Here is an 18,624-nt window from a genome sequence, read left to right as displayed (position 1 = left end):
CATGAGAATCAAACATCGAAAGACTGCAAGGGCGGTTGCGCTGGCGGCCGCGCTCGGCACTGTCGCGGCTCTGGGGGGATGCGCGGCGTCGCCGAATGACGGCGTCACCACTCTCAGCTTCTTCCAGTTCAAGGGTGAAGCCCTCGAGGACTTCAACGAGATCATCGCGGACTTCGAAGCTGAGAATCCCGACATCCGCGTCGTGCAGAACCAGGTCGCGGACTCCGAGACCCTCATCCGCACGCTGCTCGTCAAAGACAAGGCTCCAGACGTCATCACGTTGAACGCGAACGGCGGATTCGGCGACCTCGCTCAAGCCGGAGTCTTCTACGACTTCTCCGACGAGCCGGTGCTGCAGACACTCAACCCCGCCGTGCAGGAGATCCTCGCCGAGCTCGGCAGCAAGCAGGGCGAGGTTAATGGACTCGGGTACGTCAACAATGCCAATGGGGTCATCTACAACCAGGACATCTTCGCGCAGCAGGGACTCGAGGTCCCCGAGACGTGGGAGGAGTTCATCGCGGTGTGCGACGCGCTCGAAGCGGCGGGGATCACACCGTTCTACGGCACCCTCGCCGACTCATGGACCGGTATGCCGTCGTGGAACGCTCTCGGGGTTTACGCCTCGCGGGACGGTTTCTTCGACGACATGAGGGCTGAGGGAGAGGATGTCGGCGCCGATTCGGCCGTGTCGTTCGAGAAGGACTTCCCGGAGGTCATGGCTCAGCAGGCCGAGCTCTTCTCGTACATGCAGGAGGGCTACCGGGGTCGCACCTACGACGACGGGAATGCGGCGTTCGCCCGTGGCGAGTCCGCGATGCTGCTGCAGGGGATCTGGGCGCTCAACCCGGTGAAGGCCATCAACCCCGACATCAACGCGGCGATCTTCCCGTACCCGGCGGCCGACGATCCCGACGATCGCCTGCTGGTCTCCGGTGTTGACGTCGTCGTGACGATGGCGAAGGACACCCCTCATCGTGAGGAGGCGCTGCGTTTCATCGAATACCTGTTCGACGTCGGAGTGATCGAGGAGTTCGCCGCTTCTCAGAACATGATCCCGTCGGTGAAGGGCGCGGAGCTGAGCGACGACCCGGCTCTGCAGTCCGTCAAGCCCTTCTTCGATAACGGAAAGATCACCGGCTTCATCGATCACCAGGTGCCCCCGAGCATCCCGCTGGTCGCGATCGTGCAGCAGTTCCTGTTCGACGGTGATGCGGATGCAGCACTGTCGACCCTCGACAGCGAGTGGCGCAAGGTCGCCGCCCGCACCATCCCCGTGACGGGAGAAGACGAATGAGCACTCTGACCAGCGCTGTGCGCGCCTCGACACCGGGACCCGAGGGAACGAAGCGAGCGCGGCGCGTCCGCACCGCGAACTCCCGCGCCCTGCCGGCCTACTACTGGATGGTGTGGCCCGCGGTCATCGCCTTCGCGGCCTTCCACACCATCCCCGTCATCGTGGGCATCTTCTTCAGCTTCACGAACTATGCGGGGTATGGCGACTGGAACTTCGTCGGCATCTCGAACTACCTCAACCTGTTCAAGGACGACAGGGTCCTGAAGGCCTACGGGTTCTCGTTCCTGTTCGCCATCGTGGCCACGATCCTCACGAACGTCATCTCGCTGTCGATCGCGATGGGGCTCAACGCTAAGATCCGCGCTCGGAACTTCTGGCGCGGTGTCTACTTCGTACCGTACGTGCTCGCGATTCTGGTGATCGGCTACGTCTTCCAGTTCCTGTTCTCGAACTCGTTGCCGAAGATCCTGTCCGGCATCCCGCTCTTCCGCGACAACATCCTCACCAACCCCGACTGGGCATGGACGGCGATCGTCACACTCGCGGTCTGGCAGGCCTGCGCGTTCTCGATCATCATCTATCTCTCGGGCCTGCAGACGATCCCGAGCGAGCTGTACGAGGCCGCATCCCTTGACGGTGCCTCGTCGTGGCGTCAGTTCGGTTCGATCACCTTCCCGCTCATCAGCGCGTTCTTCACGATCAATGTCGTGCTGAGTCTCAAGGGCTTCCTGCAGGTCTTCGACCCGATCGTCGCTCTCACCAACGGAGGGCCGGGCACGTCGACCGAATCGGTCACCCTGCTCGTCTTCCGCGGCGGATTCTCCGGAGGAGAGTTCGCCTATCAGACCGCGAACGCCGTGATCTTCTTCATAGTGATCACGGTCGTATCGCTCCTGCAGTTCCGGGTCCTTCAGCGCAGAGAGGCCGATATCTGATGACCACCGCAACCACGATCCTCGCCGAGGCCGCGGCGACGCCACCGCGCCCCGGATGGCGTGCCCGTCGCGCCGCCGAGAACGACGACACCCGCAAGACGAACTGGTGGGCCACCGCGCTCATCGCCGTCTGTTCGCTCACTGTGCTCGTCCCGCTCTACCTCGCGGTCGCCGTCGCTCTCAAGACACCCGAGCAGCTCGCCGCCGGCAACGGGTTCGAATGGCCGAACCCGATCCGCTGGGAGAACTTCGCGGATGCCTGGGCTCGGACGGCCTTCCCGCAGGCCCTCATGAACACCGCGCTCATCACCGTCGGAGCCGTGGTCTTCACCCTGCTGACCAGCTCGGTGGTGGCCTACGCGCTGGCACGCAACAGCCACCGGCCGTTCTTCAAGGGAGTGTTCTTCTACTTCCTCGCCGCGCTGTTCATCCCGTTCCCGATCATCATGCTGCCGCTGGTCAAGCAGACATCCCTCCTCGGACTCGACAACCAGATCGGCATGATCGTGCTCTACACGATCTTCGGGATCTCGCTGAACGTCTTCATCTATAGCGCCTACATCCGCTCGATCCCGATCGAACTCGAAGAGGCGGCCCGCGTCGACGGAGCATCCACCTGGCGGGTGTTCTGGCAGATCGTGTTCCCGCTGCTGACCCCGATGAACGCCACCGTCGGCATCCTCACCTGCGTCTGGGCGTGGAACGACTTCATCATGCCGCTCGTGGTGCTCACCGACCCGGGGGCTCGCACGATCCCGCTCGCGCAGTATGTGTTCCAGGGCCAGTACAACACCGACTACACGACCGCCTTCGCCTCGTACCTGATGGCGATGGCACCGCTGCTGATCGTCTACATCTTCTCGCAGCGGTGGGTCATCTCCGGAGTCACCCGAGGATCCATCAAGTAGGAGGCTCCTCGGCGGGCTTGCTGCACGGATCCGCGCGATTCGGGTGATGCTGGCCGCAACGGGGTCCAAACATCCCCGAGAACTGGAGCTTATCCGGCGCTCACTTGCTGTGAGCTCCGGCCGCGGTGAGATCCCGGTCGCACTTCGGCCCGAAGGCGAGAGCGAAGTTATGACGAGGTCGGGCGCACCGACGGCAAACTTAGACGAATAGCAACGAGGGCGTGCGCTGCCGACCGATAAGGCAGCCATCGTTGCCGCAGGGAACTGATGCGGCGTCCCGGTGCACCTTGACGGCGGCCATCTCGTGTCGGTGCGGCCATTCGTCCTGCGCTGAGGAGCCCGAGAGCGAAGTCCATGACGGGATCGCAGATGAGCGCGACGGTTCAGACAGGCATACTGCCTGTCACACTTCGATAAACCGTTCAGCGCAGCTAGCAGGGCTACTGCAATATTTCCAGATCGCGTCGAGCTGGGGTGCGCCGTCTTGAGGGTCAACACCCAGCTTCAGTGTCGCCGCCATCGAAGCTCTCAAACGCCATGGTGAAAGCCGCTGGAATCCCGATTGGCTTCGCCGGGCGGGCGTCTCTCAATGGAGAGGGGGGTTCGAATCATCGTAGATTCGGGCAGCGACGATCTTGCCCGATGTTGCCCGAACGTAGATAGCAACGCCTGCTTCGGGCGGCATGGCTGTGCGGCCCCATTGCGTCACGTTGTACTCCAGCGCGCAGGCACGACCGTCGTCGGTGGCGGTGCAGTGCTCGAGAGGGATGCCGCCGCCGTTGGAAAAGAACAATGTATACAGATCAGTGAGAGCGTTCGTTCCGGTGTGCGTATACGCGCCTCCGGCGGGTTCGCGGACCGTGGCCTCGGGTTCGAAGGCGGCGAGGGTTGCGGCGAGGTCCCCTGCCGCAAGCGCCCGCTGGTACTCGCCAACCGCGCCCGATTCGTGGACGTCCGGGTCCTCTTGGAGCAAAGGCGGGCGAATGGCGTGTTCACCGGTGAGGGGCCAGGTGCTGAAGTACATCCGGATTTCGACAAGTCCGGATGGCTCTCGGTCGGTAACGATGGCTATAGGGAGGTCGATCCGTCCCTCTGGACTGTCGGTGGAGAGGATGACCTCCTCGACCGTGCGGGTCGGGGTGACGATGAGGTCTATGGGGGAGACAGAGTAGTTCGCCTGCCGCAGTTCGTCACTGACGCGAGCAACATAGCGGCGGAATACATCGTCGCCCTTGATGCGGCCGTGAATGGGGTGGTGCAACTCGGGTTCGCCGACGAACGAGTTCACCAAGGCGTCGACATCTTCGGAGAGGAGGCCCTCGAAGTACGGCACGGCACCAGCGTTGCGTTCCAGTCTCATCTTGGCCAAGTATTTGGCTGCGAAGAGTTCGGGGATCCAAGGCATCGTTTCTCCTCTGTCGGTTGAGCTTTACCCTGCCACGAATGTGGGCACCTGGATATAGCGATGTGCGTTTGTCGGAGCCGGCTGATGCTCACATGGGGCGCTCCGACCGGATCGCCCCATGTGAGTGTTCAGATCAGAACGCGCCGTTGTCGTGAGGTAGTTCCGCGGGGACGGGAATGACGACGTCCCAGTGCTCAACGATCTTGCCGTCCTCGATGCGCCAGAGGTCGTTGTAGATCGAGGGGACGCCGAAGTCGCCCTCGGCACGGGTGAACACGAAGTTGCCCTGAGCAATGACCTGGTGGACCTTCTTGTAGGCCAGGCTCTTTCCCTCAGCGCCCCACTGCTCGACCGCAGCGCCGAAGCCGGCAAGTCCGTCGGCCGCTTCGGGGTTGTGCTGGTCGTACTGCTCGGTGGAGATGTAGTCGGTGAGCAGGCTGTAGTCTGCGCCGACGAGCACCTTGTCGGCGAAGTCGGTGACGAGCTGCTTGTTCGCGGCGGTCCTGTCGAGGTTGGTGATTTCGGTGGCGCCATCGGTCTGGGTGCGGCCGCTGACACTGTCGGCAACCACCGGAGTGAGGGAGTCCCAGTGCTCGACAATCTTGCCGTCCGCCACACGCCACACGTCGTAACCGGTGAGCGGATCGGGCCCGAAACCGTAGTACGTGCCCTGGGTGACAACAACATCACCGTCTGCGATCAGGCGAACGGGCTCGTAGCGGAATTCGTCGCCCAGCGATCCGGCGAGGGCACGTAGACCCTCGATCCCGTCGGTCGCCAGGGTGGAGTGCTGGATGTAGGTAGGTCCGAAGTACTCGTTGATCGCGCTCAGGTCGCGCTCTGCAAAGACAGCGGTCGTCGCAGCGGTGACCGTTTCGGCCGGGGTCAGTTCAGTAGCCACGGGTGTCTCCTCAGGGGTTGTCGTGGTGTTGGCAGTGGTCGCAGAGCAGCCAGCGAGAACGGCGGCGGCGAGGGTGATTCCGCCGAATATGGCGGAGCGGCGAAGCGTGCGGAGCATGCGATGGTTCCTTGGTGAACGTGATGGTGTTGACGAGCGCCCGGGTCCGGGTTTCGTGAAGGCTCTCCTGGAACAGGCATGAGTTACTATAGGAGAGATATATGCCAGAAGTAAGTAGGCACTATAAAGTGCCTTGCCATCGTTTCAGAAACTTGGAGGCTGTCTCGTGGAATGGAATCCGTACGATCGCAACTGTCCGACCCGAAAAGTTCTCGATCGGATCGGGGATCGTTGGACGGTGCTCGTGGTCGGCTCGCTCGCAGACGGGCCGCTGCGCTTCTCGGAGCTCGCCGCCAGGATTGATGGCGTCTCGCAGAAGATGCTCACCCAGACCTTGCGTGCGCTTGAGCAAGACGGTCTGGTGCAGCGCACCGTGACGGCGGCGGTTCCGGTGCGGGTGGATTACGAGCTGACTGAGGCTGGCCAGTCGCTCCGCGCGCCGCTGAGGGCGCTGGAGGATTGGGCAAAGGATCACATGACCACAATTCTGGAATCACGCGACCGATTCGCCGCGGCATGAGTGCCCCGACCCTCACGCCGTTGCTGGAGTATTTCGCCGGCGACGTCCTTGACCCTGCCGAAGCCGCGCGAGTTCTGGCACACGTCGACGACGCCGAACGGCGGCGACTGCTTGCCGCCCTCCTGACGGTCCGCCCCGCCCGGCCTGTGCCCGCTGAAGTGCTCGACGCACTCGAAACCCAGTTACGATCTGAACGCGATTCGCGTGGGCAGATCGAGGCGACGACGTTGCCGACGTTGGCCGATGAACGCTTCGTTGCTGACGGGTTCCCGGCGGACCGGATCGCGCTGTGGCGCGGAGATCTGACACGGCTTCGCGCCGACGCCATAGTCAACGCCGCCAACGCCCAGATGCTGGGATGCTTTCAGCCCGGTCACGCCTGCATCGACAACGCCATCCACGCCGCCGCCGGACCTCGCCTGCGTGCGGAGTGTGCCGCGCATATGCGCGAGCAGGGCCACCTCGAACCGACAGGCGCGGCGACTCTGACCGGCGGGTACGCACTGCCCGCATCGCACGTCATCCACACGGTTGGCCCAATCGTCCGAGATGGACTGAATGCCGAACACCGGGACGCGTTGGCGAGCAGCTACCGCAGCACTCTCGACACCGCCGAGGCCGCGGGCATACGAACAGTAGGCTTGTGCAGCGTCTCGACTGGCGTGTTCGGGTTTCCCAAAGAGCCGGCCGCCCGGATCTGCCTCGATACCATCGCGACATGGTTCGCCGCACACCCGCACTCTGAACTGCGCGTCATCATCAGCCTCTTCGCCGACGTCGACGAGCGCACCTACCGCAGCGCACTCGAGGAAGTGATCCGCCGATGAGCCACGCACAAAGATTGCCCGAGCACGTTGCAGGCGAAGGCTCTTTCAGCGACGCTCTCGACTGGATCAGAAAGGCGGACCGCATCCTGATCGGCGCCGGTGCCGGGCTCTCCGCCGCCGCCGGATATGACTACGGAGATACCGGCCGATTCGGCGAGCTGTTTCCCGCACTCGCGAGCGCAGGATTCACCGCTCGGTACGAACTCATAGGCCATCCGTTGCCACCGCGACATCTCTGGGGCTATTGGCCGGTGCATGTAAACGACATCCGTCTCGGCATCGAACCCAACCCTCTGTATCAGAAGCTGCGCACCATGGTCGGAGATCGCGAGTACTTCGTGATGTCCTCTAACGTCGATGCCCTCTTCACCCGCAACGGCTTCGACCGCGACCGCGTTTACACCCCACAAGGCGACTACGCCCTCTACCAATGCCTCACGCCCTGCACACGCCAAGTCTGGGATGCGCGGCCAATCATCGAATCAGCGCTCCGGGACTACGACCCCGCCACCGGCCAGACATCCGAGGCAGCGATCCCGGTCTGCCGGAACTGCGGAGGTGACGTGTTTCTCAACGTCTACGCAGGCGCCTGGTACATCAACGACCACTTTCAACCGCAACTCGAACGCCTCAACCAGTGGATGCGCGAAGGCATCGAGGGACAGCACACGACGGCGATCATTGAGATCGGTGCGGGCTTCAACACCCCCGGCGTCATTCGCTGGCCTATCGAACGGATCGCGGCTCACCTCCCGGACACGCGGCTCATTCGCATCAACCGCGACCACTCCGGCGTGCCTGCGTCGCTCGCGGAGAATGCAGCCTCTCTCCACGGCGACGCCGCCGAACTCATCCAGCACATCATTGCCACCGGAAGGACTCCCTCATGACCACCACTATTCCCATCGCTGTCACTGGCGCCACCGGCGTCCTTGGCGGGCTCGTCTGCCGTGACCTCGCCGCCCGCGGCATCGCCCAGCGTTTGCTCGTCCGCACCCCCGCGAAGGCACCGCAACTACCTGACAGCACGGTGCACCAGTTCAGCTACACCGACCATGCAGCCGCCCGCGGCGCTCTCCGTGGTGTCGAAACTCTGTTCATGGTCTCCGCATCCGAGAGCGCCGAGCGCCTCGACCAGCACCGCGCCTTTATCGATACAGCCGCTGAGGCGGGCGTGCAGCACGTCGTCTACACTTCGTTCGCCGCCGCAGCGCCCGACGCGATCTTCACTCTTGGTCGGGACCACTTTGCGACCGAGGAGCACATCAAGGCCTCTGGCATGAACTGGACGTTCCTGCGCGACAGCTTCTACATCGACTTCATGGAAGCCCTCGTCGGTGACGACGGCGTCATCCGAGGGCCCGCCGGCGACGGCCGCGTCGCCATTGTCTCCCGTGCCGATGTCGCCGCTGCCGCCGCCGCTGTCCTTGCCGCTCCTCGTCCCCACGCCGGTCTCACCTACGACATCACGGGACCCGAGGCGCTCACTTTGGCCGAGGTTGCCGAGACCATTAGCCGCGTCCGGAGCCGCAGTATTACCTTTCATGACGAGACCCTCGAGGAGGCCTACGCCTCCCGTGCCAGCTACGGTGCACCCGACTGGCAGGTGGATGCCTGGGTCAGCACCTACACCGCGATCGCGAGCAACGACCTGGCCCCTGTCAGCACCGCCGTCCACGCGATCACAGGAACCGCACCGCGCAAACTCGAAACCTACCTGCGCGAGAACCCGTGATAGGACTCGAAGGAAAGCCGCGCCCAGGGACGCACACCTCCGGATCGCGGCTATCGCTGTTGCGCGAACTGCAAGGTTAGGGTCCCCCAACGCGTGAGTGCGGACCCAAAGTTGCCATTCGTTGTCGGTGCGATGCGGTGATGGGCGGTAGAAGCTACTGGCTTTCTATGGTGCGCAGATGCGTCACGCACCTCCGGGTGCGTTGACAACGCCGTTCTGCCGACCTAGATTCCTCATTACTGGGTAGCGAAGCCCACTAAGGAGAGCCGTGGTTGTCTACGAGGCGGCTAGCGCGGACGAATGGCAAGACATCGTCTCGAGTTGCTTCATACCGCTCGCTTGTCAATCGTTCGCTCCAGCCTTCCACGGCCGGATGGAGCACAATCAACTGGGGCCGTCGATATCTGTTTCACGCCTGGAGACCGACGGCACGACAGTGGAACGATCGGCGCGATCGGCGGCTCGAGCAGACACCGACAATCTGCATCTATCTCTCCAGGAGAACTCGGTGGGTCGAATCGTTCAGGAAGGGCGCAGCGTCCCCGTGAATGCTGGCTCCGTCACGATGTACGCGACCGACCGGCCGTACCGTCAGGACTACTCCCGCCCCAGGCAACGTCAGCTGATCATTCAGGTGTCCCGACGGGCGCTTCGGCTTCCGGCCGAGATGATCGACGATGCCTGCCATCGATTGCTCATCCCCTCCTCGTCGGCGGGGCGCCTCTTGTTCGACTACGTCGAACGCGCGTCCGCCGCTACCGACCTGGGCGCAGCCGATGTGTCCATGGACCTCGCTGAGACTCTGATCCGTGGTTCGTACGCGACAGGCCCGACCATGCCGCGAACGGCTCGAGGGCTGCTCGAGACCATCCGAGATCACGTCGAGCGCAACTTCACCTCGCCGCACCTGACCGTCGACACCCTCGCCGCTGAGCACTTCTTGTCGCGCCGTCGCCTGTATCAGCTGTTTGATGAGGCGGGCGAGAGTCCCGCGGAGCGGATCCGCTCTCGCAGACTAGAGCACGCGGCGGCCCTCCTGCGCGATGATGATCAGCGCGCCATCGGTGTGACGGAGGCCTGCGAGCGATCGGGCTTCAGTGATGCGACCACCTTTGCCCGCGCCTTCCGCCGGAAGTACGGCATCAACCCGAGGGAATTCCGAGAATCCTCCGCGGGCTCGTAGCTAAGCCCCGCGACGCGCTCCTGAACCCTGCTACGCGAGGCCCGACTCGAGGCCCGACTCGAGGCCCGAGGTCAGACGGTGGCGAGCGCGTAGGGCGAATCGTCCCGGCCGCGAACTGCTGCACAAAACGTCAGGTGCGGGCGTTCCCTCCGGAATAACGTCACACCAACGCGGTGTCCCGTCCGCGTCGATGTACACAGCCAGCCGGTCCGAAAGGCCTGGCCTTCGGAGGTAACAATGGTGTTCTTCGGTAGAGAAACGTCCCTGCCCGGTGAGCGAGCAGGCATGCACGCACATGTCATCGGTCCCGCAGACCGCCGAAAGCGGCTGGCCGACCGGCTTGTCGTAGCAGGTGCCGTCGCCGCAGCGGGCGCTCTGGTCCTCGTCGGCTGCACACCAGCCGGCTCAGGGGAATCGTCAGGGGACGGCGGCACGATCAAGATCGGATACATTCACCCCGCTACGGGTGCCTACGCCGGGTTCTCGGACGGTGACGCGTTCCTGCTGAGTTACATCCGGGATCACTTCGCCGACGGGCTTGAGGTGGGCGGTACCACCTACGAGGTCGAAATCCTCGATAGGGACTCTGGGTCCGACCCAGCGAAGGCAGGAGAACTCGCGCAGCAACTCATCACACAGGATGGCGTGGACGTCGTTCTCGCGACGTCGACGCCCGAGACGGTCAATCCCGTGATCGCTCAGTGCGAGGCGAATGCCACGCCCTGCCTCACGGCAATCGCCCCTTGGCAGGCCGTCGTGTTCGGCGGCGGATTCAGCGAGGACAAGCCGATGGAGTGGTCGCACCACTTCTTCTTCGGAATCGAAGGGTTCGGCGACGCCCCCGCCGGCGTGGGAGCAGGTCGACACGAACAAGAAGGTCGGTGTGCTCTGGCCGAACGATGCGGACGGCGGCGCCTTCCGCGATCCCGTGAACGGCTACACCCCGTTCGCCGAGAAGCTCGGGTACACAATCGTCGACCCGGGGGCATATGAAAACGGCACTCAGGACTTCACCTCGATCATCTCGAAGTTCAAGGCCGAGGGGGTGGAAATCATTGCAGGTGTGCCTACGCCGCCCGACCTCGTCGCGTTCTGGACCCAGGCAGCGCAGCAGGGATTCCGTCCTAAGGTGGCCACGATCGGAAAGGCGCTGTTCTTCCCTGAGACTGTGCCTTCTATTCCGAACGATCTCGGAGAGGGGCTAGCGTTCACCACGTGGTGGGGGCCGACCTTCCCCTACGAGTCGAGCTTCGATGGTACGACCCCGCAGGAGTGGATCGATGCTTTCGCCGCGAGCCCCGAGGGTGAGGGCCTCACTTGGAACCAGGCGACACCACAGAACGAGGCGCTGTTTGAGTTGCTCGAGGCCGCGCTTGTTTCGGCAGGTGATCCGAAGGACAAGACGGCTGTCGATGCCGCCTTCGATGAGTTGAACATGATGACCCTCGCGGGCCAGATCGACTTCACCGACGGACCATTCCCAGGGGTTGCCACGATCCCGACCGCAGTCGGCCAATGGCAGAAGACCGACGCAGGTGACTGGGAATGGGTGGTCGTGGACAACACGAGCTTCCCTGACATCCCGGTCGACCGCGCGCTTGAACCGATCAACTGATATGCGGCATCGGACTTGGAGGTGCGCCCCGTGAATAACATTCTCGAGTTGGACGCCGTAGAGAAGTCGTACGGCAGCCTGCGTGTGCTTGAGAGCGTGAGCTTCTCGGTTCCGGAGGGGCAAGCGCTGGGAATCGTCGGCCCGAACGGGGCAGGCAAGTCCACCCTGCTCAGCGTGATCGGCGGGACGGAGAAGGTCTCCGCCGGTCGCGTGCACTTCGCCGGGGCAGATGTCACCCGCCTGCCGACAGAGCAGCGAACGCGTCTCGGTATTGGTCGCTCCTTCCAGGTTCCGCGCCCGTTCACCCATCTCACAGTCTTCGAGAACGCGCTCGCGGGTGCCACTTACGGAGCACGCCTTCGAGGGCGCGCCGCCGAGCAGAAAGCGCTGGAAGCATTGGAGATGGCGCACCTCCTCGAGGTCGCGAATACCCCTGCGGGGCAGCTGCCACTTCTGGGCAGGAAAAGGCTCGAACTGGCTCGCGCCTTCGCAACGGATCCATCCCTGCTTCTGCTCGATGAGATCGCAGGCGGGCTGACGGACGCAGAGTGCGACAGTCTGATCGAGACGATCAGTGCGCTTCGTGACTCCGGCATCACCATCGTCTGGATCGAGCATGTGGTGCACGCGCTCACGGCTGTGGTCAGTCGCCTGCTGTGCCTGGCTTCGGGCACCGTCGTGGCTGACGGTGAACCATCCGCCGTGATGCGCAGCCCAGCGGTGCTCGAGGTATATGTCGGGAGCGTCGCATGAGCCTTCTCTCAGTCGAGGACGTCACGACCGGATACGGTGACGCGCGGGCCGTCAACGCGATGTCGATCGACCTACAGGCCGGTGAGGTGCTCGCGCTCGTGGGCGCGAATGGCGCCGGGAAGTCGACGCTGTTGCGCACCATCGCGGGCGCGCATCGACCGTGGACCGGACGGATCTTCCTAGACGGAGATGATGTGACGGGCGAGTCCGACTTTCGACGCGCCAAACGGGGGATCGCCTTGGTGCCCGAAGGGCGGAGGCTGTTTCCCAGCCTCACCGTGCGCGAGAACCTGTTGATCGGTGCGTCGACCAGACGAACCGGAGAGTGGACGCTCGATACGGTCCTCGATGCTCTCCCTCTGCTCGGGCCGCTGCTGACTCGGAACGCGTCGCGCCTCTCCGGCGGTCAGCAGCAGGCGGTTGCGATCGCGCGCGCGCTGATGGCCAACCCGCTCGTGCTGCTGCTCGACGAGGTGTCCCTTGGTCTTGCGCCGATCGTGGTTGATGACATTTATCAGTCGCTGGGCGGTCTCAGACAGACGGGGCTCGGGGTGATCTTGGTGGAGCAGGACCTGACTCGTGCTCTGGGATTCGCCGATCATGTGATCTGCATGCTCGAGGGACGGAACGTCCTCGAGGGCGATGCAGGTTCCCTCGGTCGCGAGGAGATCACGGACGCCTACTTCGGGCACAGTCCCGAACGGGCGGGCGACGGATCAGTGGAAGGAGCGGGGGCATGAATTTCCTCAATGCGCTCGTCCAGGGCGTCCTGCTCGGCGGACTGTTCGCGATGTCGGCCCTCGGCCTTTCCCTGGCATTCGGGATCCTGAGGGTTGTCAACCTCGCCCATGGCCAGGTCATGATCCTGGCGGCATACCTCGCCGTGGTGAACATGTCGGCCCTCGGCATCGACGTGTGGTTGAGCATGCTCATCGTGATGCCCGTCATGTTCGCGTTCGGGTACGCGGCGCAGTTCTTCTTATTCCAGCGCGCTTTGCGGATCAACGAGCTTTCTCCGCTCGTCGTCGCTTTCGGTCTGTCCGTGATCATCCCGAATGCGCTGGTCGGTGTATTCACTACGAACAAGCAGCTGCTTCCTACCGGAGACCTTTCCGTGGCCAGCATTTCGCTTGGCGGGATCAGCATCGGGATCCTCCCGCTGATCACGATGATCGTCGCGATCGTGCTGATCGTCGCACTGCAGCTGTTCCTCGGCAAGACTCCGCTCGGTCGCAACATGAGAGCGGCCGCAGATGACCCCGAGACCCTGCGCCTCATGGGCGTGAACTACCGGACCGTCTACGCGACGGCAATGGGGATCGCTTTCGTTCTGGCGGGCCTCGCCGGGGTGTTCCTCGGTATCCGGCAGGGAGGGATTACTCCGCTCGATGGGCAGATCGCGGTCCTGTTCGCCTTCGAGACGGTGATCATCGGCGGGCTCGGATCTCTGTGGGGAACGCTCCTGGGCGGGGTCGTGCTCGGCGTCGCGCAGTCCCTCGCCGGTCAGATCAGTCCCGAGCTTCCGCTACTGGTAGGCAATCTCGTCTTCTTGGCTGTGCTCGTCGTGCGTCCGTCAGGAATCATCAGAGGGAAGGTGGCGGCATGACCGTGCTCGAGAATCGGCTGAGCGGCGTGAGGGTGGACCGCTTCCAGCGACGGGCGACGATCGTCGGGGTGGTGGTGGCGATTGTGGTGCTGCTTCTCGCGACGGCGCCGTATGTCTTGCCCACGAGCGTCACCTCGCTGTGGATCAAGCTCTTCTATCTGATCGTCCTTGCCACGACCTGGAACCTGCTGGCTGGGTACGCCGGCATGGTGTCGGTGGGACAGCAGGCCTACATCGGCCTCGGCGCATACGGTGTGTTCGTCTTCAACGACCTCGGCATCGATGCCTACCTCAGCGCGGTCATCGTTTCGATCGTGGTGGCCGCCATTGCCTTTCCGATTTCGTTCCTCGCGTTCCGACTGCGCGGGGGTTACTTCGCCATCGGAACCTGGGTCATTGCCGAAGTCGTGCGCCAGCTCGTGATCCGTGTCGACTCCCTCGGCCTTGGTCGGGGCCGCAGCATTACGTCGATCACGCCCGATCCGATCTATCGGAACCTGTTCACCTACTGGACCGCGCTCGCGTTCGCGGTGTTCTTCGTCGCACTCACGTACTATCTCCTCCGCGGCAGGCAGGGGCTTGCCCTGCAGAGCATCCGTGACAACGAAGTCGCCGCGGAGGCGATGGGGGTGAAGGTTGACCGGGCGAAGCGACTCGTATTCGTGCTCGCCGCCGGGGGCGCCGCCGGTGCCGGAGCCATCATCTGCATCCAGGCGCTGGGCGTCGCTTCTCCGAACGTGATCTTTAGCGTCAACTACTCCGCGTTCATGATATTCATGGTCCTGATCGGTGGCATCGGCACGATTGAGGGGCCGATAGTTGGTGCGCTCATCTACTTCTTCCTGGACCTGTATCTCAGTCAGCTCGGCTTGTGGTATCTCGTGATTCTGGGAGCGCTCGCGGTCGTCATCACCCTGTACCTTCCCCGAGGAGTGTGGGGAGCGATCGAGCATCGGTGGCATATCCGCCTCTTCCCGATCGGGCACCGGGCGGATCTATCAGCGACCGGCCAGTCACTGTTTGACGGAGCGGCGGCTACCGGGCGCCGGTGACGCGCAAACCGGAGGATCCACGTCTGCACGAAACGTCAGGTGCCCGATGGTGGCCCTGGGTATCGTCGGCCGTGGCGGCACGAGATCGCCTTCAAAACCGACGATGAACGACGTCCACGGTGGACGTCGGAGGAGTGACGATGACGTTCTTCGAGACAGCAACGTGGCAGGGCCGGTACTTCGACGGAGAGTGGACTCTCGGGTCCTCCACCGCGGACGTCCGTTCCCCCTCTACAGGCGAGATCCTGGCCTCCTACGGAGTGGCCAGTACGGCCGACCTCGATGACACGGTAACCAAGGCCGTCGAGGCGCAGCGCGAGTGGGCGGCGAAGCCCGCAGAGGAGCGCTCTGCGATCCTTCGTCGTGCGGGCGACGTGATCGATCGGAACTCCTCCGTGCTGGCGGAGTGGCTCATCACCGAGGCAGGATCAGGGCAGGGGAAGGCCGGGTTCGAGGCAGGCCTCGTCGCCGCTGAGTTCTATCTCGCATCGGCCACCGCGATGATGCCGTACGGGCAGCTGCTGCGCAGCGCGAAGCCCCGCCTGAGCATGAGCCGGCGGCGCCCGGTCGGGGTGGTCGGGATCATCTCACCGTTCAACTTCCCCGGCATCCTGTCAGCGCGTTCGATCGCTCCGGCACTCGCACTCGGCAACGCGGTCATCCTCAAGCCCGACCCTCGGACCGCTGTGAGCGGCGGACTGTTCTTCGCTGCGGCGCTCGAGGAGGCAGGAGTGCCCGCAGGCGTGTTCTCGGTCCTTCCCGGCGGCGTCGAGGTCGGCTCCGCTCTCGTGGACCACCCCGTTATTCCGGTAATCTCGTTCACGGGCTCCACCGAAGCCGGGCGGATCATCGGCAGGCGCGGTGGCGAACTTCTCAAGCGTGTACATCTCGAGCTCGGCGGAAACAATGCGCTCGTCGTGATGGACGGCGTTGATGTCGCCGCGGCGGCATCGGCGGGCGCCTGGGGGTCGTTCCTGCATCAGGGTCAGATCTGCATGACCACCGGACGTCACCTGGTGCACACCAATGTTTACGACGAGTACGTGAGCATCCTCGCCGAGAAGGCTCGCGCATTGCCTGCAGGCGACCCCAGCACTGGTGTGCCACTCGGACCGATCATCGACGAGCGCCAGCGCGACAAGGTGCACGCGATCGTCACGGAGTCCATCGACGCCGGGGCGCGTCTCGTGGCCGGCGGCGAATACGATCGCCTGTTCTACCAGGCGACCGTCCTCGCCGACGTCACCTCCGATCACGCGGCTTTCCAGCGCGAGATCTTCGGTCCTGTCGCGCCCGTCACCCGGTTCTCGTCGATCGACGAGCTAGTGGAACTCGTGACCAGCAGCGAATACGGGCTGTCTCTCGGAATCCTAGCTCCGGATGCAATGCGAGCGTTCGAACTGTCCGAGCGGCTTCCGAGCGGCATCGTGCACATCAACGACCAGACCGTGGACGATGAGGCACAGGCTCCGTTCGGCGGGGTGGGTTACTCCGGAACGGGAGCGCGATTCGGTGGGCATGAGGCCAACATCGAGGCGTTCACCGAGACCCAGTGGGTGACCATGCAGTCCGACATCGCGCGATACCCGTTCTGACCGCGCCCGAAGGACACTTGACGAAGGAGATGACGATGGGCAGGACAATCGATGCGGCCGTACTCGACGGCGTAGGCAGCGAGTTCAGCATTCAGCAGGTCGTACTCGACGACCCGCAGCCTCATGAGGTACTCGTGCGCGTCGCAGCAGCGGGCGTCTGCGGCACCGACATCCATGTGCAGCACGGGGGCATACCGTTCCCCCTGCCCGGGGTGGTGGGGCACGAGGGCGCGGGGATCGTCGAAGCTGTGGGGTCGGCAGTCACCTCAGTCCGGCCCGGTGACAAGGTGCTGATGACCTTCAGCAGCTGCGGGACATGTCGAAGCTGTCTGAGCGCGCACCCCGCCTACTGCGACTCGTTCCTGTCGATGAACTTGCTCGGCGGGCGGCGCACGGACGGCTCCACGACGTTACGCCGGGGCGAGGACGAGCTCAACGCCCACTTCTTCGCTCAGTCGTCCTTCGCCACCTACGCGCTCGCCGATGAGCGCGGGGTGAGCAAAGTCCCGGACGACGCCGATCTCGAGCTCCTCGCCCCGCTTGGGTGCGGAGTGCAGACCGGAGCGGGTGCTGTCTTCAACGTGCTGCGGCCGGAGCCCGGGACGACGCTTGTCATCTACGGGGCCGGGGCGGTCGGCCTCTCCGCGGTGATGGCGGCTGCGCTGAGCCCCGTCGCCGAGATCGTGGTCGTCGACATTGTGCCGTCGAGGCTCGCTCTTGCATCGGAGCTCGGAGCGACGCTGGTCATCGACTCTTCGCGCGAGGACGTCGCCGACATCATCGGCCGCCTGACAGAGGGACGCGGTGCGGACGCTGCGATCGACGCGACCGGCGTCGTGTCGGTCCTCGAAAGCGCCGCTCGCGTCGTCGCAGCCTCGGGGGTGATCATCTCCATCGGCGCTCCGGCCCCCGGCACGACGGTCGCCCTGGACGTGAACCACATGCTCAACGGTCGACGTTACGTGGGCGTGACCGAGGGGGATTCCAACCCGCAGGTATTTCTCCCCGCGCTCGTCGCCCTCGTGCAACAGGGCCGTATGCCACTTCATCGGCTCATCCGCACTTTCGAGTTCTCGGAGATCAACGAGGCTGCGGCGTCGATTCGGTCGGGCGAGACGGTCAAGCCCGTCCTCCGTTTTCCGTCCTGAGGTGAGGGAACGGCCGGCATGGCCGCCCCCTCACCCCGGATTCTCAGTCGTTATGAGGCCAGCCGGTGTAGGCCTCGGCCAGGTAGGCGCGTCCTGCTTCGGACTCGAGATGTGCGGCCGGTGGCTGCAGGATGCTGCCGGAGACCCGTACCCGTCCGCACATCGGCAGCTGCCGGCCCGACTACGCGAGTACCTTGTCGGTGCGCTCGAGGTTACGGCGGCGCACATCACCGCTGAGAATGGGGATGGCGGCACTGACACGGACGACGACCCCGTCGCACGCGACGAGGTGGCCATCGCCGTCGTGGACTACATCTGCAGCCTCCGAGACGCGCAGGCCGCGATCCTCACCAGTCAACTGCACCAGTCGCCAGACCCGGCGCAGATGCACGTCTCGTGGCTGAACGCGTAGCTCCTGGGCAGTTCCTCGGGCGTTGAGTGTCGAGTGACGCAGCTGACGAACAGGTGAAGTCGATCCGCTCAGCGCTGGTCTAGCGCGGGGGTACGGTCGCATCGCTCGGCCCGCGTCGGTTCGCGCACATTCTCCACTGACTGATCGGCGCCACGCGAACGTTCCTCGCTGCCAGGCGGGCCGCGCAGGCGTATCAACCGTGGGCGGCGAGGTCCACGTCCGTAGACACCCGGGTGTACGTGACGCGTTTCTTTTCCGCGAGTTCTTCGATGGCGGTGATCTCGAATACTCCGAGGAACCGGTAGTACTGGTCAAGGAACACCGGATCTTTGAACTTGGCGAAGACGATGCTCTTCACCGTCGGGTCGTATCTGTATGACCCGGTCTTGAGCTGCTCTTCCACAATGGTCAGCTCGTCTCGGCTGAGAGTGTTCTTCCAGTCATTTAGGGACGTCAGACCCTCTTGCGTGAGACCCGGCATCCAGACGCGGTGAGTGTCCGTCAGAGGGATGACTCCGCGTTGCCAGTGCTCGACGTTCTTGCCGAACAGAGCGCAGACGTCGACCATCGAATGCATGTGAATGTCGTCTTCGGTCGTCACGGTACCCACAGCCC

The 18,624-nt window shown here is 64.0% G+C and carries 19 protein-coding genes and 1 pseudogene; 17 read left to right on the top strand and 3 right to left on the bottom strand.

Annotation, left to right across the window (positions count from 1 at the left end):
- The first annotated feature begins 1 nt into the window (after position 1).
- Genes ACNPNP_RS11575 through ACNPNP_RS11565 form a run of 3 tightly spaced genes read left to right on the top strand, consistent with a single transcriptional unit; the run spans position 2 to position 3,140 of the window.
- Complete coding sequence (locus ACNPNP_RS11575; RefSeq protein WP_448966195.1) at positions 2–1,297, top strand: ABC transporter substrate-binding protein; 1,296 nt, start codon at positions 2–4, stop codon at positions 1,295–1,297.
- Positions 1,294–2,232: a carbohydrate ABC transporter permease gene (locus ACNPNP_RS11570; protein WP_448966194.1), complete on the top strand. Its 939-nt coding sequence runs from the start codon at positions 1,294–1,296 to the stop codon at positions 2,230–2,232. Before ACNPNP_RS11575 ends, ACNPNP_RS11570 begins: the two co-directional genes overlap by 4 nt.
- Positions 2,232–3,140, top strand: a complete 909-nt coding sequence (locus ACNPNP_RS11565) for a carbohydrate ABC transporter permease (protein ID WP_448966193.1) — start codon at positions 2,232–2,234, stop codon at positions 3,138–3,140. Before ACNPNP_RS11570 ends, ACNPNP_RS11565 begins: the two co-directional genes overlap by 1 nt.
- Positions 3,141–3,726: 586 nt before the next feature.
- On the opposite strand, the gene ACNPNP_RS11560 is transcribed toward ACNPNP_RS11565, so the two are convergent.
- Positions 3,727–4,545, bottom strand: a complete 819-nt coding sequence (locus tag ACNPNP_RS11560) for a nuclear transport factor 2 family protein (RefSeq protein WP_448966192.1) — start codon at positions 4,543–4,545, stop codon at positions 3,727–3,729.
- Between the two features lie 133 nt (positions 4,546–4,678).
- Positions 4,679–5,446: a nuclear transport factor 2 family protein gene (locus tag ACNPNP_RS11555; RefSeq protein ID WP_448966191.1), complete on the bottom strand. Its 768-nt coding sequence runs from the start codon at positions 5,444–5,446 to the stop codon at positions 4,679–4,681.
- Between the two features lie 283 nt (positions 5,447–5,729).
- Between ACNPNP_RS11555 and ACNPNP_RS11550 the strand changes: the two genes are divergently transcribed.
- The 14 genes and pseudogenes from ACNPNP_RS11550 to ACNPNP_RS11485 all read left to right on the top strand — a co-directional run bounded on the left by ACNPNP_RS11550 (position 5,730) and on the right by ACNPNP_RS11485 (position 18,009).
- Positions 5,730–6,083: a winged helix-turn-helix transcriptional regulator gene (locus ACNPNP_RS11550; protein WP_448966190.1), complete on the top strand. Its 354-nt coding sequence runs from the start codon at positions 5,730–5,732 to the stop codon at positions 6,081–6,083.
- Entirely contained in the window at positions 6,080–6,910 is an 831-nt protein-coding gene (locus ACNPNP_RS11545) for a protein-ADP-ribose hydrolase (RefSeq protein ID WP_448966189.1), read from the top strand. The genes ACNPNP_RS11550 and ACNPNP_RS11545 overlap by 4 nt, the downstream gene beginning before the upstream one ends.
- Positions 6,907–7,800 carry an SIR2 family NAD-dependent protein deacylase gene (locus ACNPNP_RS11540; protein WP_448966188.1) on the top strand — a complete coding sequence of 298 codons (894 nt, stop codon included), beginning with the start codon at positions 6,907–6,909 and terminating at the stop codon, positions 7,798–7,800. The genes ACNPNP_RS11545 and ACNPNP_RS11540 overlap by 4 nt, the downstream gene beginning before the upstream one ends.
- Positions 7,797–8,645, top strand: coding sequence for an SDR family oxidoreductase (locus tag ACNPNP_RS11535; RefSeq protein ID WP_448966187.1), 849 nt, complete (start codon positions 7,797–7,799; stop codon positions 8,643–8,645). Before ACNPNP_RS11540 ends, ACNPNP_RS11535 begins: the two co-directional genes overlap by 4 nt.
- 268 nt (positions 8,646–8,913) lie before the next feature.
- Positions 8,914–9,828 (top strand): helix-turn-helix domain-containing protein, encoded by a 915-nt coding sequence (locus ACNPNP_RS11530; protein WP_448966186.1) that lies wholly within the window; start codon positions 8,914–8,916, stop codon positions 9,826–9,828.
- A 237-nt stretch (positions 9,829–10,065) separates the two neighbouring features.
- Positions 10,066–10,539, top strand: a pseudogene (locus tag ACNPNP_RS11525) (ABC transporter substrate-binding protein); the annotation flags it as partial.
- Position 10,540: 1 nt separating this feature from the next.
- Entirely contained in the window at positions 10,541–11,443 is a 903-nt protein-coding gene (locus ACNPNP_RS11520; protein ID WP_448966185.1) for an ABC transporter substrate-binding protein, read from the top strand.
- Positions 11,444–11,473: 30 nt separating this feature from the next.
- A complete protein-coding gene (locus tag ACNPNP_RS11515; protein WP_448966184.1) occupies positions 11,474–12,196 on the top strand; it encodes an ABC transporter ATP-binding protein in 723 nt (240 codons plus the stop codon).
- Positions 12,193–12,936, top strand: a complete 744-nt coding sequence (locus tag ACNPNP_RS11510) for an ABC transporter ATP-binding protein (protein ID WP_448966183.1) — start codon at positions 12,193–12,195, stop codon at positions 12,934–12,936. Before ACNPNP_RS11515 ends, ACNPNP_RS11510 begins: the two co-directional genes overlap by 4 nt.
- The gene (locus ACNPNP_RS11505; protein ID WP_448966182.1) at positions 12,933–13,802 is read left to right on the top strand and encodes a branched-chain amino acid ABC transporter permease; all 870 of its coding nucleotides are present in this window, start codon (positions 12,933–12,935) and stop codon (positions 13,800–13,802) included. Before ACNPNP_RS11510 ends, ACNPNP_RS11505 begins: the two co-directional genes overlap by 4 nt.
- On the top strand, positions 13,799–14,854 hold the full coding sequence (locus tag ACNPNP_RS11500) for a branched-chain amino acid ABC transporter permease (RefSeq protein WP_448966181.1): 1,056 nt from the start codon (positions 13,799–13,801) through the stop codon (positions 14,852–14,854). Before ACNPNP_RS11505 ends, ACNPNP_RS11500 begins: the two co-directional genes overlap by 4 nt.
- A 140-nt stretch (positions 14,855–14,994) precedes the next feature.
- Positions 14,995–16,449, top strand: coding sequence for an aldehyde dehydrogenase family protein (locus ACNPNP_RS11495; RefSeq protein WP_448966180.1), 1,455 nt, complete (start codon positions 14,995–14,997; stop codon positions 16,447–16,449).
- Between the two features lie 35 nt (positions 16,450–16,484).
- Positions 16,485–17,597: an NAD(P)-dependent alcohol dehydrogenase gene (locus ACNPNP_RS11490; protein WP_448966179.1), complete on the top strand. Its 1,113-nt coding sequence runs from the start codon at positions 16,485–16,487 to the stop codon at positions 17,595–17,597.
- A gap of 52 nt (positions 17,598–17,649) precedes the next feature.
- On the top strand, positions 17,650–18,009 hold the full coding sequence (locus tag ACNPNP_RS11485; protein WP_448966178.1) for a hypothetical protein: 360 nt from the start codon (positions 17,650–17,652) through the stop codon (positions 18,007–18,009).
- A gap of 193 nt (positions 18,010–18,202) precedes the next feature.
- Here the strand turns inward: ACNPNP_RS11485 and ACNPNP_RS11480 are convergent.
- A partial coding sequence (locus ACNPNP_RS11480) for a hypothetical protein (RefSeq protein WP_448966177.1) occupies positions 18,203–18,624 on the bottom strand: 422 nt, incomplete at its 5' end.

The sequence above is a fragment of the Microbacterium xerophyticum genome, assembly GCF_053543555.1.
Note: the sequence above shows the minus strand (reverse complement) of the source record. Positions and strands in the feature narration are given on the sequence as shown.